Source organism: Yersinia fenwicki, from assembly GCF_043099325.1.
Taxonomy (GTDB): domain Bacteria; phylum Pseudomonadota; class Gammaproteobacteria; order Enterobacterales; family Enterobacteriaceae; genus Yersinia.
The window spans coordinates 616,230-631,568 of sequence record NZ_CP170755.1; the positions used below are offsets into that span (position 1 = coordinate 616,230).

The following is a 15,339-nucleotide window of genomic DNA, read 5'->3' on the forward strand; positions in this document are numbered from 1 at the left end:
CGTTTTTTTCTAGGGGCCACCAATCCTAAAATTTCGATAAATGTAATTTCATACCTATAGCATGTTGATAAATACATTGAGATATTAAGATAAAAGCTTATTTATATGTGAAACCAATCTAGAAAAACCATTGATAGATATTAAATATGAATTATTATTATTAATATCATAAAACGAGTATTAATACTTTTAATGCCAATTATATGATTGATTAATATGGTTTTATCCTCTAAGGATTCAGTGATTGCACCGCAAAGCTGAATCAACCTACTTTCTATTGACACATTCCTGCCTTGTTCTTGCCTATTCCTACAAAATACTGTGGAAATTGGGATAAATAAGGCACAATTAGTGTCAGATTATATGCACAATAAATAATTTGTAAGATAGGTAGTCGGTCATATCCGGCTAACAGGGCAGGTGAGGGCACTATGGTTGAAGTTGATAATATTCAGGCGCAGATGGCGGCGAAGATTACTCTGTTGGCTCAGGGCAATGGTTTAACGCTTTCTGCGGTACCTCGAGTAAAGATTCTGTATTCCACCGTGCATCAACCGCGTACCCCGGTAATGTACACTCCCAGCGTGGTGATTATTTTTCAAGGGCACAAAGTCGGTTATCTGGGCAGTAAAGTGTTTCAGTATGACCCTAGAAACTATCTGATCATGACAGTACCGCTACCATTCGAGTGTGAGACTTTTGCCAGTCCAGAGATGCCTTTGGCTGGGATTTCTATTCATATTGATAGCCAGATGCTACAGGATTTATTAATCGATATTGGTGATGATGAGCTGGATAAACCTTTCGGCAATACTTCCGGCGTCAATTCATCTGTATTAACTGAAGAGATGCTGTGCGCCACCGAGCGGCTACTGGATGTGATGTCCAAACCGCGTGATGCCAAAGTGCTTGGCCCACAAATCGTGCGGGAAATTATCTACTACGTGTTGTGTGGCAAGTGTGGCGGGGCATTGCAGGCATTAGTTAATCGCCACGGTCATTTCAATCAAATTACCAAGACATTGCGGCGTATCGAAAATCAGTTTGCAGATAACTTGAATGTTGAACAATTAGCCGCGGATGTGAACATGAGCGTCTCGGCGTTTCATCATAATTTCAAAGCGGTGACCAACACCTCTCCGCTGCAATATCTGAAATCTTACCGGTTGCACCGTGCGCGAATGATGATGCTACACGATGGGCTAAAAGCCAGTACCGCTGCGAATAAGGTGGGATATGAGAGCGCATCACAATTTAGCCGTGAGTTTAAGCGCTATTTTGGTCTCACGCCGAGCGAAGAAGTCGCCAAGCTGCGTACTAACTGAGGTGACATTCAAGAAAAACGGCGCATCAAGCGCCGTTTAACTGCTTGAGTAGCAGAGCTTTACTCAGTCACACTTTTACGTTTACACCAGACCAACACCAGCGTACCAACCAACCCTACCAGTAACAAGACAATCGGCAAAATCATCAATGCTGTCATGACTTGATTTTCATAGTGCTTAACCAGCGGAATATGGCTCAGTGCAAAGCCCAACCCCACGACACTCCCCACCCATAGCAGCCCACTGAGCCAGTTAAAGAACTGAAAACGAGTGCTGTTTAAGCCGGAAATGCCTGCCAGAGTCGGTAGTAAAGTCCGTACAAAAGCCAGGAATCGGCCAATAATTAGCGCCGCCAAACCGTGGCGCACAAACAGGTTATGGGCGCGCTGGCGATAGTGAACCGGCAGTTGTAACAGCCACCTTTTCACCACTTTGGTATCCCCCAACCACAACCCTTGCAAGTAACTCAGCCAACAACCCAGGCTGGCCGCGGCGGTCAAAATTATCATGGTGGGCAAGAATCCCATGACACCCTTGGCAATTAATGCACCCGCCAATAGCAACAAGCTATCACCGGGGAGGAAAGAAGCCGGTAGCAAACCATTTTCTAAAAAGAGGGTGGTAAAGAGTATGCCGTAAATAACCCAAATCACATTCGGGTCGGCAAGTTTACTAAAATCCTGCTGCCATAAGGCATGAAGGATTTCGCGTAATACATCCATTTCTGTTCCTGTTTGCCTATCGTGTGAGGATATTGTTGTAAGGTCTTACCTAGTGTATCCGTAATGGCGCTGATCCACATTGATCTTATCCTCAATAACCAAATTTTTGAGGGTATATATACGTGCTGTTGATATTATTAATGTAAGAGGGGATTAATGCGCAGATATTGTCACCGCGCATTAACAAACCCTATCACTCAGAAGTTTTACTGCGTGGCTTTGATGCGCTCAAACCCAGCGGTTAAATCGTCCTTCAAATCTTGCACATTCTCTAGTCCAATATGCAGACGCAATAGTGTGCCTTTGATTCCCTCTCCCTCATATTTGCGGATTGCCTGGATATCTTTGGGCTGATAACCCAGAATCAAGGACTCAAATCCACCCCATGAGAAAGCCATACTGAAATGGGTAAAGTGGTCGAGATAGGCCTCTAATTGTTGCTGCGTTAACTCTTCTTTTAATTCAAAAGAAAACAGACCATTGCAGCCGGTAAAATCTCGTTTGTAGAATTCATGCCCTTTACAGCCGGGCAGTGCGGGGTGATAAACCGTAGAAACTTCCGGGCGCTTTGCTAGCCAGTTGGCAATTTCAATGCTGTTTTTTTCGTGCTGCTTTAAGCGCACACCCAGCGTACGTAAGCCTCGACTGGCAAGATAAGCGGTATCGGCATCCACCATTTGCCCCATCAGGTATGAGTCTTCCCGCAGTTGCTCCCAACAACGCTCATTGGCAACAGCAATCCCCAGCATGGCATCGGAATGGCCAATAATATATTTAGTACCTGATTGGATGGATATATCAATATCAAAATCCAATGCTTTAAATAGCACTCCTGCCGCCCATGTATTGTCCATCATGATAATCATTTCAGGAGCAACTGTACGGATAGCTTTCACTATGGCGGGAATATCTTGCACTTCCATGGTGATGGAGCCAGGTGATTCAAGGAAAACCACTTTGGTTTCCGGTGTGATTAATGTGGCTATCTCCGCGCCCATCATGGGGTCGAAATAAGTGGTGGCGATGTTCATGCGCGATAAAATTTTATCGCAAAAACTTTGCGCCGGTTCATAGGCCGAGCCGGTCATCAACACGTGATCACCGGTGGAAACAAATGATAAAATGGCATTGCTGATAGCCGCTGCACCGCAAGGATAAAGCACACAACCCGCGCCGCCTTCGAGTTCAGTCATCGCTTCTTGCAAGGAGAAGTGGGTTAGCGTGCCTCTGCGGCCATAGAATAACTCACCATTGCCGCGATTAATCGTGGCATGTTTTTTCGCTTTCACCGAGTCAAATATCAGAGAAGATGCGCGCTGAATAACGGTATTGACCGAGCCTTGGGTGAATCTCTTACTCCTGCCCGCGCTAACTAAGGCTGTTTCCAGTTTTTCTATCGTAGGTTTATTTGCAGACATGTCGCGTTGTCACCTTCTTATCAGCGTGCCCATTATTCGATGGCCAGCATTCATTATTGGGATGTATTTATTACTTACGTTAGCATGATGATTGTGGTGTGAGAGTAGCTTTCACCATGAAAATAACTCAAGAGGGTGACTTGCTGTTTTCTGTTAATTTGCGATGTAAAAATGCTGCGTAAGTAGCAAAATAGGGAATTTATTAAGGAAGGGGCGTTAAGTGATGCCTTAATGATGTGGGCGTAGCTTATGCAATTAATCCTTTCTTATCTTTACACCACATGTCATTCCGTCTTTACAGCCAAGATCTCCTACCCGATTATCATGCCGCGTAGTCCCTGATATCAGGGCAATTCTTGTTTTTTCTCAAAAAATAGGCGTAAATACTAATGATAATTACTATCAATCCCCCATTTGTTTGATATGATCGGCAGCTGATTTCGTCCTTAAATTGATCTGTATATTGGGTGGAGGCACAGCGTGAAAACAGCTGGCAAAAAAATTAAAGATAAGTCATTCGTGCAGGGCCGAATGATGAAAGGTGCGATGGCATTATTGCTGGTGGTAGGTTTAACCAGTCATGCATTTGCCGCGCCAGGCAACAGCAGTGCCGTTGCTGCATCTGCTGCTACGGCAACATCAACCCCGTTACCTGCGCCGGAAATCACCCCAGTCGCGGCAACTCCTGCTAATGCAGACACTGTTACCCCTACCACATCAGCGCCAATGGTGCAGTCACTAACGGCTCCAGCACCACAGGGGCTGGCAATGGACCTCTCTGTTTGGGGCATGTATCAACATGCCGACGTGGTGGTTAAAGGCGTAATGATAGGTCTGGTTCTGGCATCCATTGTGACCTGGACTATTTTATTCTCCAAAGGTACCGAGTTATTCCGCGCACGTCGCCGCTTACAGCAAGAGCATGAGGTTATTGGTACGGTTACTGACCTTGATACTGCATCCGAGCGGGCAGAGGCTTTTTCTCCAGAGAGTATCAGCGGCCTGTTACTGCGTGAGGCACAAAATGAGCGCTTGTTATCGGCAGAATCGAACGATAACAACGGTATTAAAGAACGTACTGCTTTCCGTCTGGAGCGCCGAGTGGCATCCATCAGCCGCCAAATGGGTAAAGGCAACGGCTTCCTGGCAACCATCGGTGCTATTTCTCCATTTGTCGGCTTATTTGGTACGGTTTGGGGCATTATGAATAGCTTTATCGGTATTGCCCACTCACAAACAACTAATCTGGCGGTTGTTGCTCCGGGTATTGCAGAAGCATTGCTGGCGACAGCACTCGGCTTGGTGGCCGCAATCCCCGCGGTGGTTATCTATAATATCTTCGCTCGCTTGATTGGGTCTTACCGTGCTCAGGTAGGGGATGTTGCTGCGCAGGTATTATTACTACTGAGCCGTGATCTTGATTTGAGCAGCAGCGCTGAAGCAAAGTCTCCTAAGCAACCTCATCAATTGCGTGCGGGGTGATTTATGGCCATGCGGATGAACGATAACCTTGATGAAAGCGGTGAACTGCACGAAATTAACGTGACCCCTTTCATCGATGTCATGCTGGTATTGCTGATTATTTTTATGGTGGCAGCGCCATTGGCCACAGTTGATATCAAAGTTGATTTACCCGCATCTTCAGCGGTACCACAGCCGCGGCCAGAGAAACCGGTATTTCTGACAGTGAAAGCCGATAATCAGCTTTATGTTGGTGATCAGCAGGTTGACCGCGATACACTGGCGGCTGCGCTGGATAAAGTGACCCAATCAAATAAAGAAACCACCATTTTCTTCCAGGCGGATAAAGTGGTGGATTATGAAACACTGATGAGCGTGATGGATGCATTACGTAAATCAGGATATCTCAAAGTTGGGTTAGTCGGCATGGAAGCGGGCGGCGCGAAATAATCAAAGCAGGCGCGGTGAATATTACTGCGCCTGATCTCAGTTTTTAGGTATATTACGGCCAACTTCACGAATTTTAGTTTCCCCTAAAGCCTGGCGAAGATCGGTTTCTAGCTCATGGGCATTGTATGCCTCATAATAATTGCCTTCACCAACACACTCTTTCCAATCAATGCTACCTGAATCATCTGCTGAGTATCCAATAGCAATAAATACCATTCTGATACTATTTTGTTTTATCTTATCGCACATTCCTTTTGCTATAAGCATTTTTGTTACGTTATATTGAGAAACACTATCCTTGCCATCAGATAAAATAACCATCAGTTTATTATTTGTACTATCTGATTCCCTCAGTAGTTTATTACCAGTTAATATCCCAGAGCTTATTAATGTATCCCCGACTGGCTCAAATTCTTCTATGCTACTCAAACTATCATTAGTATCATCTAGCACTAAAGAATGTGCTTCAGAATTTTTTAGACATAAACTTTTTAAATATATATCACTCATAGGAATATCAATTGTCTTTGAGTCGTTTACTATTGAATTAATAGTTTCTGTATAGTCGATATTTTTAGCTATTATACTTTGTACAAAAACAGGCGTTTTTGCATAGTACATATTATTAAGACGTTCAATAGCCACATGGTTTTTATCTCTATCATCTTCAAAGTATGAACCATATCCATAATCTATAGGTTCTCCTTTTATTCCATACACCCTATACAATTCTTTCTTTATTTTGATAAAGTCATCGTACTTAATGTTGCCAGACTCGAGTTTATCAAGACCTTCTATGTGGCTTAACTCAGGGAGGTTCATTAACTCTTCAGATGTGTATCCGCGTAGATAATCTCTATTTGGCCTATATTTTTTGGGGGAGTAAGGAAAGTGACAATACTCATTAACATCCTCTTTAGTTTTAACTCTCTTTTTCGTTCCCCATGTGAATGGAACAAATCCAACACTCTTAACATAATCACTTCTCAATATAGTATCATTTAATTTTTTAAATATTCTTCTCAATACATCTATTTTTTTAGTTGATTCTCCCTTATTAAATGGCTCATTCATTGAAGTGGAATAATCTACAACAAAAACCACTTCAGTTTTTTCAACTGGCGCTGAAAATATGTTTTTTCTGGCTGTCGCATTGTCAGTCATGCGGATATTCATATCTGTTTTTGTAATAGTACTTTTGGTTAAGAATGGAGGGGCGTAACTCATTGTTGTTGTTGCCCGATATTCAAGATGAGTAGAATGAGGTATTATCTCGATTTCCGGGACGGTAAAATTTTCTGATGGCAGATAGGCATTAGCATAAGAAGTTACCAAGGCAGTGTTTCTTGCTATCTGTGTTGCAGTGGGGTTATTACTGTCGTTCTCCACAGTCAGCGCTAATGTGGCTTGTTCTATGGCATCCGAAAGTTTGGCTTTTTTTTGTATAAAATAAGAGATTTCAAAAGACAAAAAAATCAGTCCAATAATAAAAGGTAATAGGATAATAAATGGTAGTAATATAGCGCCGCTTTCATTTTTTATAAAATTAATGTGCTTTTTAAACATAAATAGCCTTTACTATTGTGATAGTCTTATCGGTGTTATTTATAAGTTAGCGTTCTATAGTCATGGCGGATGACTTAATAAAAGTGGTCGCACCTTTTTGATTAAATAACGTGTTATACCAAGTGTTGGCAGGTAAGCACAATGTCACTTGATACAGAGGTATCCACCTTCCGGTATTACTGAATGATGATAATTGGATTAACTCTCTAAGTGGTTTATCCGGCCCACAAGAACCAATGTTGAATGATAAACTTTTCGCATTGTTGATGATTTTATTTCCGACCGCTGATGATTGAGTGGGATTGAAGTGTACAGTTTCTATCTTTATAGCAAGGTTATCTTCAGCTAATCCTGAATTAGATAACATATTTTCGGCTAATTTTTTTAATTGATCAACTTGCAATTGTGTTAATTCATTATCACTCTGGTATAAGAGGGTTCTTTCACGCACTATTCCAGCTAATGAATATGAGATTCGATCTAATTTTCCTATAGTAGAATAATACTCTGAAACTGACAGTAACGTCTTTATAAAGATAATTATGACGAAAATAATAAAAGAAAACTCAACAATAACCGCACCATGAGTGTTTGAAAGTAGATTTTTGGGGTTAGTTTTCTTGCACAAAAATAACCTCTCTTAATAATAATGTATTCGCCCAAGAGAGTGAAAGAGGAAAGAAAACGGGACGATATAAATAACTTACGCTGTATCTGGCTAGAGGGAGTTTATTGTTATTTGAAGTTTTATTGTTAATCATATCTAAAATATTTTCACTAAAAACAACATTAGTTTTTATCTCGTTTTCTGTAGTGATAAATGAGCCTAACACGCCATAGTGTGTGGTTAATTTCTGCTGTAATACAGAAGTATAGCTAGAATTATTAGTGGGTTCCTTGTTCTTAGCTGATTTCGCTGCTTCAGAAACAGCTAAATCCAAACTCGCGGAAATATAAAACAAACGAGCAATTTCAACACCAGACAGTAGAATAAATAAAAATAAAATAAGTACGAATGAGAACTCTACAGTGATAGAGCCTCTATTTGAGTGAAAAAAATATTGAAGCATTCCCTTCATTGTTTGATCTCTTCAGATAATTTACCTTGGTATGGGGTACTAACTTGACTAAGTGCAAGTATTAACTCATCAGGTTTTCGAGTTATTTTCTCTGCTATGATTATCTTTTTGGCATATTTTTTGTCTTTAAGTTTTACCAATGAAAATATTAAGTTATGTAACATTAAGCTGCCTCTTTTCCCTGCCAGATAATCAGGGAGTAATATTCTGACAGCATCTCTATAGCGTTCATCGAGTATAGCTATTACAGCAAGATTATTCATGGCAGTTTCATCAGAAATAAATAGATGTCTGGATTTTTCAATAGCTTTTTCCGCTTTGTTGAGATCACCATTATTTGCTAAAATAATACCATTAATATTATGACCTTCAGCATTACTTGGTGACATCTCTAATAATTTATCAACAGCAACTTTTGCCCCTACATTATCATTATTATTAATAAGGTTTTTTGCGAGTAATAAATAAATATATTCATTCCTCTTATGGGCTATAGGGCCCAAATAATATAATGAGGAATGAGTATCACCTGCAAGATAGTAAGCATTAGCTAGTTTTAGTCTGATACTATCATCTTCTTTTACTTTTAATTTATTACTATATAAGTTAATTAGCCCACCATAATTATTTGCTTTGGTTAAAATGTTTTCACGATAATAAAAATCCTTTTGACTCATGTTATTTTTCCAGGAACAACCATTTAGTAGTAAAGTGAAAATTGTAAAAATAATAAATTTATTGGTTTTTTTGTACATAGGTAAGTATCTCTAATATGCTCGGTGATATAACTAATACGATAAATGGAATAAGAATAAATATAAATAGTGGGAATGTTATTTTTGCTGATAATTTACTGTTCTTCTCTTCTGTTACTAATAATTGCATCTCTCTCATGTCTTGAGATAATTTATTAAGTTGTTCATATATACTTGAGCCAAAAATGATGCTGTATTGAAGTGTATTACAAAACATTCTTATTTCTGTGGCTGAAGAGCATTGATGGAACTCTTTAATTGCTGACTCTAGCCCATGCAACTCTGCTCGTTTAGTCATTTTAATGATAATTAAACTTAAATCTGAGTTGATTAATTTGAATTTTTTCGCGGCATAACTAAGAGCGTTATCTATTGTCATTCCAGATTGAACACACGCAGCTGTAATATCAATGAAAAAGGGAAGTGATCTAAGTACAGACTCAGTTCTTTTGGTGACAACATTTTTTATGACTACCTTAGGAATGTATATGGTCAACGTTAAAACTATTAACCCACAAGTTATTAAATTTAAAAAACTAACTAATATAATATCTAATGTCACTAACAAAGATATTATTATCAGGTTTAAAACTACAATGAGCGATTTTAAGTAAATTATTTTTTTAAGAAAAAAAGGAATGATGATGAAATGAGAGATATTTTTATCTTGTTCATTGATGTCTTTTTTACTATCTTTTTTTTCTTGATTATTTTCATTTTTATTTAACTTGTTATATATCAAAAGTCTTTTTACTTTTGATTTCGATCTAAATAGGATCGTAAATCCTAATAATAAAAATAAAATAAAAGTTATCTTCATAACGCCTTCCTTAGCATTATTCTTATTAAATAAATACCGATTATTTCACTGATAATAATATAGTAAAAAATGACTTTTCCTATGGCGTGGTTCCACATGGAGTCTATATTTGTAGGATCAATAAAATATAGCAAAAGAGAGAATGCAATAGGCATAATAGAAATGATATTAACTGACGTCCTTGTTTGAGCAGTCATTACTGATTTTTTCTGTTCGGATGTTTTATTTTTTGTTATCACTTGCGATAATCTATTAATCAATTCTTTTAGTTGACCGCCTTGTTGTAGATTAAGCAAGATAATTGTTATAAAGAAATAAAATTCGGGATAATTAAACCGTTTATAAGCATCATAAAAAACAGTTTCTGGTGATTCACCCAGATTGAGTCTTCGACAAATAAGACTCATTTCCTGCCCTAATGGGCCGCTGATTTCTTGTCCGCAGCGCTCTAATACTTGATTAATATTCGCACCACTACTGACTGCCATATTTATCATCAAGAGGACTTCTGGGAAGTTCTGTTTAAAAAGAGAATGGTGTGCCTTCCTCGATACTATTAATTGAAAATATATAATGCTTATTAATGTAAAAGGTAGAATGATAAATATGTTTAAATGAAACCAAAAAATATTGGCAGTATAAATGCATATTGAATAAACTATAGGGATAATTATATGAGGCTTATTTTTTTCTTTAGTGATTTCATGACAATAGTGTAACCACTCTGAAAACATTTTTTTCAAAAGTAAATTCATAAAAAAAATATTTCTAGATCTTGTTTTTTCCGAGTCACTGACTGATTTCTTTATTTTCATCCATTTAAGATTACTTAATAATAGTAATGATAATCCAGAAAGTAATATTACGTAATAAATCATTTTTCCACCATGGAAAAAATACTATTTAATTCCTGAGATAAGTTATATATGTCAGCGTTTATTCTGACGGAGGAGCGATTGAATAATCCATGGTTGATGAAATCACCCTGAATTCTACCCTGTTCATCACGTATCTTTTTTGGTTTAAATGAAAATATATTCTGTAATACAACATTGTCGCCTTCCATCCCCATAATTTCACTGATATAGCGTACTTTTCTTGTACCATCATTCATCCGCGAAACCTGGACAATAAGATTGATTGCAGACGCTATATTCCGCCGGATAGTGAAGATGGGCATATTAACTGGCCCCATCATGATCATACTTTCCAAACGGGCAATAGCATCGCGAGGGGTATTAGCATGTAATGTTGACATTGAGCCATTATGTCCGGTGTTCATTGCTTGCAGCATTTCAAAGGTTTCTTCACCCCGGCATTCGCCAATAATTATCCTATCTGGGCGCATCCGCAATGAGTTAATCACCAAGTCCCGCATAGTGATCTGCCCAGTATTTTCCAAACCAGCGAGTCGAGTTTCCATTCTGACAACATGAGGCTGTTCAAGGTTTAACTCTGCTGCATCTTCTAAGGTAATAACTCTCTCATTTTGAGAGATATACTTTGATAATGCATTGAGCAAAGTTGTTTTACCTGAGCCGGTGCCGCCAGAAATAATGATATTGACTCTACAACTAGCTGCAATAATCAGAAAATTTGCCATATCACTGCTCATCGCTCCCATATCAACTAAGTCTTCTAATTTTCGTTTATTTTTACTAAATTTTCGAATTGAAAGCGCAGTTCCATCAAGCGCAATCGGGCTCATTGCTACATTAATACGGCTACCATCAATTAATCGAGCATCAGCTAAGGGGCGGCCTTCATCAATACGGCGATTTACTCTTTGCATCAAACGCTTGGCGATATCTGTTAGTTGAGTATTATTAATAAAATGACGATCAGTTAAGGTTATCAGGCCGTATCGCTCAATAAATATTTTATTAGGGCCATTGACCATAATATCGCTAATAGAGTCATCCTCCATGAGTTCTCTTAATGGTCCAAATCCCGTAATTTCATCAGCAATCATTGAAATTATCTGTTTCTGATCCTGAGTTGTAAGTTGGTATTCATTATCATTAAATAAGTCATCAAATGTTTGAGATAATAACTCGCTAAGTTTGCTATAGTCAGTAATAAGATGTTCGACTTTATCTATGTCAATATTTGACAGCATCTTTTCACGAATTAATTCTTGAGTGATTAATGATATTCCCATTGTTATTTTCTTCCTTTAAATATCGTTATTACTTTGTTTATCCAGATTATTTCATTAATCATTTTTTTTGTTTTTATACCCAGCGTATTTTTTGCCAGCTCACTTATTTTGGATTTTTTTCTACCGAAGTAGTTAGGATCACTTAATGATGATTTAGTGCTATTTATATAAGGTATATGTACGTCTATATCTCGTTTTAATAATGATTGTATATCAGCGCTGTCTAACATATCTTTGGTTACAGGCCTACTTTCGTTTAAACAAATAATTAGTCGAGTAGTTTGCCTATTATCTCTTTGGAATCTGTCATAGGTTGAAATAAACTCCTTGGCCACACGAACTGACATCATACTGTTATCAAGTAATATAATAATACAGTTGAATTGGACAATATAATCGATTATTTTTTCTTTTGAAACATTATTGATAGGCTGATCTAAAATGATGAAATTATGTTTTTTATTTGTTAGGTTATCAATATCAATTAATTCATTCTCTTTACATAGCATAAGGTCTAGGTTTTTATGATATTCAGTGACCTCTGCGCTCATTTTCTTCTCTGTAACAAGGTCAAGGTCTTGAGAACCTTGATTACCTTGCAATAATAATGTGGGCGCTTTTTTTATTCGAGTGATTTCATACGCTAAATGATAACTGAGTAACGTAGTTCCTATTCCTCCTTTACAACCAAGGGTACTAATAAAGAAAGCTTTCCTCTCTGATTCTATCTGAATGCCTTTAAGTAATAGTTGAGTTAACTCATCGGATTGTGAGTGTATATTTAAGTATAATATCCCTCGCTCCGTAAATTGCTGTGCAATACTGATTGAGTCTATGTCGCCTACTAATATGCACCAACAATTTCGCGGTGTATGAGTTTTTACTAAATCTATTATTTCTTCTATATTCTTATTATCCTCCACATCAATAATAACACCCATTGTTTGTTCTGATAAATGAATTGATGATGTGATGAATATATTGTTATTTATTTCCTTAATATTTTTTATATCCGCCAGGCGGATTTTCTCTGATACTTTTTCTATCAGCCAACTTCTCTTGGAAATAACTACGATAGCGTTTTTAACCTTACTATCTTGTTTCTTCAGTAAGTCCTTATTTAGGATTAATTGCATATGTCACCATTAATATTGACTTCTTTCTATTCGTCTTTACTGCGCAACCAACTTCCATTTTTTTTTCGTGACGAAAATCATTAGTACTATAATTACAACTTTTATTCTTAATGCAAACATTATAATTTTTGATGCTGGGATTATTTATTTTTTTTTCTTGATTTTCTTTCATTATATAAAATGAATGATCATCATCAATCGGTTTGATGGTTGGCGCTGCCTGACTTATGTGAGTAAATAGTATTATCATACCTATTATTGATAGTTTAATTTAATAAAACCACCTTTACGTAGAAATTCCCTGGCAATTTTTTCTCTTTTCCCTTCCATTATAGGGGTAAAATTAAAAAATCGCTCAAGTGTTGAGGTATGCATAAAATCGGGTAACTCAATTTCTTTTTCTGAGACTGGATTCACCAGGTTCACAGTTGCTATCACCACCAATTCTGTTTGGCTTTGTTCTGTTTGTGCGTTACGGAAAAATGCACCTAATATAGGAATATCTCCAATTAATGGTATTTTTTTCAGTGACTCCCTCTCCGTATTGCTGATAAGCCCGCCTAAAATAAAACTCTCCCCATCTCCCAGTTCTAATGTTGTGGCCGCCTTGCGTGTTCTTAATGAAGGATAGGAGTCTCCTCCTTGAATATTAAATGATTTTCCTATGCTGCTGACCTCTTCATTTAAGATAATACGAATACGTTTTTTATCATTTACTTTGGCACCAATGTTTAGTTTTATGCCAAATTCTTTATAGCTAATTTCTTTACTATTTTGTGTAGTACTCACGATGGGTATTTCACCACCGACTAGAAATGATGCGCTTTCACCTGATAATACCGAGAGGTTTGGTTCAGCTAAAACACGAGCTATAGAATTGTCGTTAATAGCATGAACTAAGGTACTAATTCCTTTTGCATTGAACTTGAAAAATTGAAAACTACCAACTGAGTCTCCTGGTGTGCTCCAATTTATTCCGATATTTTCAGTAAAATCTTTTGTGACCTCGGCAATTGTTAGTTTCACATTCACTTGATTGGATTGTGGTAATTTAATTTTATTGATAATAGCTGAATAATCAGAATGATTAATAAATTGGCTATCGCTATTTCCTTTTTTTTTACTACCAATAGCCTCACCAACAATAGTGGTAATAGTGTCTTTAGCATCCTCTGATTCTGCTGTGCCCGTTAGCACATAACTATCACCTACTTTATTTATCTCTATGTTGCTATCTGGATATTCGAGTTGAACTCTCTTATGTGCAGCAGTAATGATGTTATTGACGAAAACTTTTGATTTTATAAGCGGTTTATTGTTTATGTCGAATAAGATAAACTCTGCTACTCCTTCTTTTTTTGCGTAAACAATAACGCTTTTTTTACCAATGAGTTCATAGTCAGCTATCGCTGCTGCAGAAACAAAGACAGTATCTATTTCATTTTGTGTTTTAAGAATATATGACTCGCCAGTGGATAATAAAATAGGTTTAGCATGTGCATAATTTACCAAGATTTGCCAAGGGATAAAAATAGACATAAAAATTAATATGCTACAAACTCTATACCCGAGCTTAAATACTTTCATCCTCTTAGCTCTCTTGTTGTACGTAATTTAGGAATGATGTCATATAAATTTTTTGATATACCCTTATTGTCATCATCTTTTTTAGTTGGTATTAGTAATGTATCACCTGATTTTTCTGCGATATGTATAAGTTCAAGATCCTCTGTTTTTATTATGACGGCAATATAACCTACTAACATGTCTTCAGTCTTTTGATTATTGTTATTTTTTTCTGATAACTCACTGGTAGAATACTTTTTTATTCTTAATATCTTCATGTTAGATATTACATCATTCAATGAATAGCTCTGTTTCTTTTTATCGTTTATTTCTTTTGTATTAATGCCAGTGCCATGTTCCATTCCTTTTCTTTTATCTGTCTCAAGAACCATTAACTGGAGAGTCAGTATATTACCAATACTCAGTGCATCCAGTAAATAATCATCTTTTTGTTTTATTTGGAACTTATAGATAATCTGGCCTTTCTGTAAATTCAGATAATTAAATTCATCACTTTCAGGTGAAACTAACATGTCTTTCGTGATGTAGGATCCAGCTAACGTGTTGGTCTTTAATAAGTGGCTGTTAATGTTTTTATTTCCTGATATGTCATTATTTATCAGTTCACTGGATTCTGAGACACTTAATTTTTTTACTGCATAGTCTTCATGGTTTAATAAAGTGCCTGAAGATAAATCTCTGGTAGTTTGTGCTAATACAATAGTGACATTTTCACCGTTGCTTGTTGTGAGATTATTTATTACTTTTTTATCATCTTCGGATCCCATCAGTATGCCAGTGATACCTATCGCGATAATAAGAATAGATAATAATAAAATAAACTTACGATTCATATTAATAACCCTATATTAACTGCAGT

At 37.2% G+C, this 15,339-nt stretch carries 15 protein-coding genes; 3 read left to right on the top strand and 12 right to left on the bottom strand.

Going from position 1 to position 15,339, the window contains the following annotated elements; genetic code table 11:
• Positions 1-431: 431 nt before the first annotated feature.
• Positions 432-1,325 (top strand): AraC family transcriptional regulator N-terminal domain-containing protein, encoded by an 894-nt coding sequence (locus tag ACF3VQ_RS02800; RefSeq protein ID WP_392433304.1) that lies wholly within the window; start codon positions 432-434, stop codon positions 1,323-1,325.
• Positions 1,326-1,384: 59 nt separating this feature from the next.
• On the opposite strand, the gene ACF3VQ_RS02805 is transcribed toward ACF3VQ_RS02800, so the two are convergent.
• Together ACF3VQ_RS02805 and metC are read right to left on the bottom strand one after the other, a co-directional pair.
• A complete protein-coding gene (locus tag ACF3VQ_RS02805; protein ID WP_005160739.1) occupies positions 1,385-2,047 on the bottom strand; it encodes a DedA family protein in 663 nt (220 codons plus the stop codon).
• 206 nt (positions 2,048-2,253) lie between these two features.
• Complete coding sequence (gene metC, locus ACF3VQ_RS02810) at positions 2,254-3,465, bottom strand: cystathionine beta-lyase (protein WP_392433305.1); 1,212 nt, start codon at positions 3,463-3,465, stop codon at positions 2,254-2,256.
• A gap of 480 nt (positions 3,466-3,945) precedes the next feature.
• Between metC and exbB the strand changes: the two genes are divergently transcribed.
• Together exbB and exbD are read left to right on the top strand one after the other, a co-directional pair.
• Positions 3,946-4,947: a tol-pal system-associated acyl-CoA thioesterase gene (gene exbB / locus ACF3VQ_RS02815; RefSeq protein WP_392433306.1), complete on the top strand. Its 1,002-nt coding sequence runs from the start codon at positions 3,946-3,948 to the stop codon at positions 4,945-4,947.
• A gap of 3 nt (positions 4,948-4,950) precedes the next feature.
• Complete coding sequence (exbD, locus tag ACF3VQ_RS02820; protein ID WP_004390102.1) at positions 4,951-5,376, top strand: TonB system transport protein ExbD; 426 nt, start codon at positions 4,951-4,953, stop codon at positions 5,374-5,376.
• Between the two features lie 36 nt (positions 5,377-5,412).
• Here exbD and ACF3VQ_RS02825 read toward each other — a convergent pair whose 3' ends face one another.
• The 10 genes from ACF3VQ_RS02825 to ACF3VQ_RS02870 all read right to left on the bottom strand — a co-directional run bounded on the left by ACF3VQ_RS02825 (position 5,413) and on the right by ACF3VQ_RS02870 (position 15,313).
• Positions 5,413-6,942 (bottom strand): TadE/TadG family type IV pilus assembly protein, encoded by a 1,530-nt coding sequence (locus ACF3VQ_RS02825; protein WP_392433307.1) that lies wholly within the window; start codon positions 6,940-6,942, stop codon positions 5,413-5,415.
• A 46-nt stretch (positions 6,943-6,988) separates the two neighbouring features.
• Positions 6,989-7,570: a tight adherence pilus pseudopilin TadF gene (gene tadF, locus ACF3VQ_RS02830; RefSeq protein WP_392433308.1), complete on the bottom strand. Its 582-nt coding sequence runs from the start codon at positions 7,568-7,570 to the stop codon at positions 6,989-6,991.
• A complete protein-coding gene (locus tag ACF3VQ_RS02835; protein ID WP_392433309.1) occupies positions 7,554-8,021 on the bottom strand; it encodes a TadE/TadG family type IV pilus assembly protein in 468 nt (155 codons plus the stop codon). Before ACF3VQ_RS02835 ends, tadF begins: the two co-directional genes overlap by 17 nt.
• The gene (locus tag ACF3VQ_RS02840) at positions 8,018-8,776 is read right to left on the bottom strand and encodes a tetratricopeptide repeat protein (protein WP_392433310.1); all 759 of its coding nucleotides are present in this window, start codon (positions 8,774-8,776) and stop codon (positions 8,018-8,020) included. The genes ACF3VQ_RS02835 and ACF3VQ_RS02840 overlap by 4 nt, the downstream gene beginning before the upstream one ends.
• The gene (locus tag ACF3VQ_RS02845; RefSeq protein WP_392433311.1) at positions 8,757-9,596 is read right to left on the bottom strand and encodes a type II secretion system F family protein; all 840 of its coding nucleotides are present in this window, start codon (positions 9,594-9,596) and stop codon (positions 8,757-8,759) included. The genes ACF3VQ_RS02840 and ACF3VQ_RS02845 overlap by 20 nt, the downstream gene beginning before the upstream one ends.
• Positions 9,593-10,474, bottom strand: coding sequence for a type II secretion system F family protein (locus ACF3VQ_RS02850; protein ID WP_392433312.1), 882 nt, complete (start codon positions 10,472-10,474; stop codon positions 9,593-9,595). Before ACF3VQ_RS02850 ends, ACF3VQ_RS02845 begins: the two co-directional genes overlap by 4 nt.
• Positions 10,471-11,757, bottom strand: coding sequence for a CpaF family protein (locus ACF3VQ_RS02855; RefSeq protein WP_392433313.1), 1,287 nt, complete (start codon positions 11,755-11,757; stop codon positions 10,471-10,473). The genes ACF3VQ_RS02850 and ACF3VQ_RS02855 overlap by 4 nt, the downstream gene beginning before the upstream one ends.
• Positions 11,758-11,759: 2 nt before the next feature.
• The gene (locus tag ACF3VQ_RS02860) at positions 11,760-12,893 is read right to left on the bottom strand and encodes a pilus assembly protein CpaE (protein WP_392433314.1); all 1,134 of its coding nucleotides are present in this window, start codon (positions 12,891-12,893) and stop codon (positions 11,760-11,762) included.
• 255 nt (positions 12,894-13,148) lie between these two features.
• Positions 13,149-14,480, bottom strand: coding sequence for a type II and III secretion system protein family protein (locus ACF3VQ_RS02865; RefSeq protein ID WP_392433315.1), 1,332 nt, complete (start codon positions 14,478-14,480; stop codon positions 13,149-13,151).
• Positions 14,477-15,313 carry a tight adherance operon protein gene (locus ACF3VQ_RS02870; RefSeq protein WP_392433316.1) on the bottom strand — a complete coding sequence of 279 codons (837 nt, stop codon included), beginning with the start codon at positions 15,311-15,313 and terminating at the stop codon, positions 14,477-14,479. Before ACF3VQ_RS02870 ends, ACF3VQ_RS02865 begins: the two co-directional genes overlap by 4 nt.
• Positions 15,314-15,339: the final 26 nt, after the last annotated feature.

Coding starts and splice junctions, on each gene's coding strand:
- ACF3VQ_RS02835 (WP_392433309.1), bottom strand. CDS start 8,021: ATGAAGGGAATGCTTCAATATTTTTTTCACTCAAATAGAGGCTCTATC.
- ACF3VQ_RS02825 (WP_392433307.1), bottom strand. CDS start 6,942: ATGTTTAAAAAGCACATTAATTTTATAAAAAATGAAAGCGGCGCTATA.
- ACF3VQ_RS02840 (WP_392433310.1), bottom strand. CDS start 8,776: ATGTACAAAAAAACCAATAAATTTATTATTTTTACAATTTTCACTTTA.
- ACF3VQ_RS02850 (WP_392433312.1), bottom strand. CDS start 10,474: ATGATTTATTACGTAATATTACTTTCTGGATTATCATTACTATTATTA.
- exbD (WP_004390102.1), top strand. CDS start 4,951: ATGGCCATGCGGATGAACGATAACCTTGATGAAAGCGGTGAACTGCAC.
- ACF3VQ_RS02805 (WP_005160739.1), bottom strand. CDS start 2,047: ATGGATGTATTACGCGAAATCCTTCATGCCTTATGGCAGCAGGATTTT.
- ACF3VQ_RS02865 (WP_392433315.1), bottom strand. CDS start 14,480: ATGAAAGTATTTAAGCTCGGGTATAGAGTTTGTAGCATATTAATTTTT.
- ACF3VQ_RS02855 (WP_392433313.1), bottom strand. CDS start 11,757: ATGGGAATATCATTAATCACTCAAGAATTAATTCGTGAAAAGATGCTG.
- ACF3VQ_RS02860 (WP_392433314.1), bottom strand. CDS start 12,893: ATGCAATTAATCCTAAATAAGGACTTACTGAAGAAACAAGATAGTAAG.
- metC (WP_392433305.1), bottom strand. CDS start 3,465: ATGTCTGCAAATAAACCTACGATAGAAAAACTGGAAACAGCCTTAGTT.
- ACF3VQ_RS02870 (WP_392433316.1), bottom strand. CDS start 15,313: ATGAATCGTAAGTTTATTTTATTATTATCTATTCTTATTATCGCGATA.
- ACF3VQ_RS02845 (WP_392433311.1), bottom strand. CDS start 9,596: ATGAAGATAACTTTTATTTTATTTTTATTATTAGGATTTACGATCCTA.
- ACF3VQ_RS02800 (WP_392433304.1), top strand. CDS start 432: ATGGTTGAAGTTGATAATATTCAGGCGCAGATGGCGGCGAAGATTACT.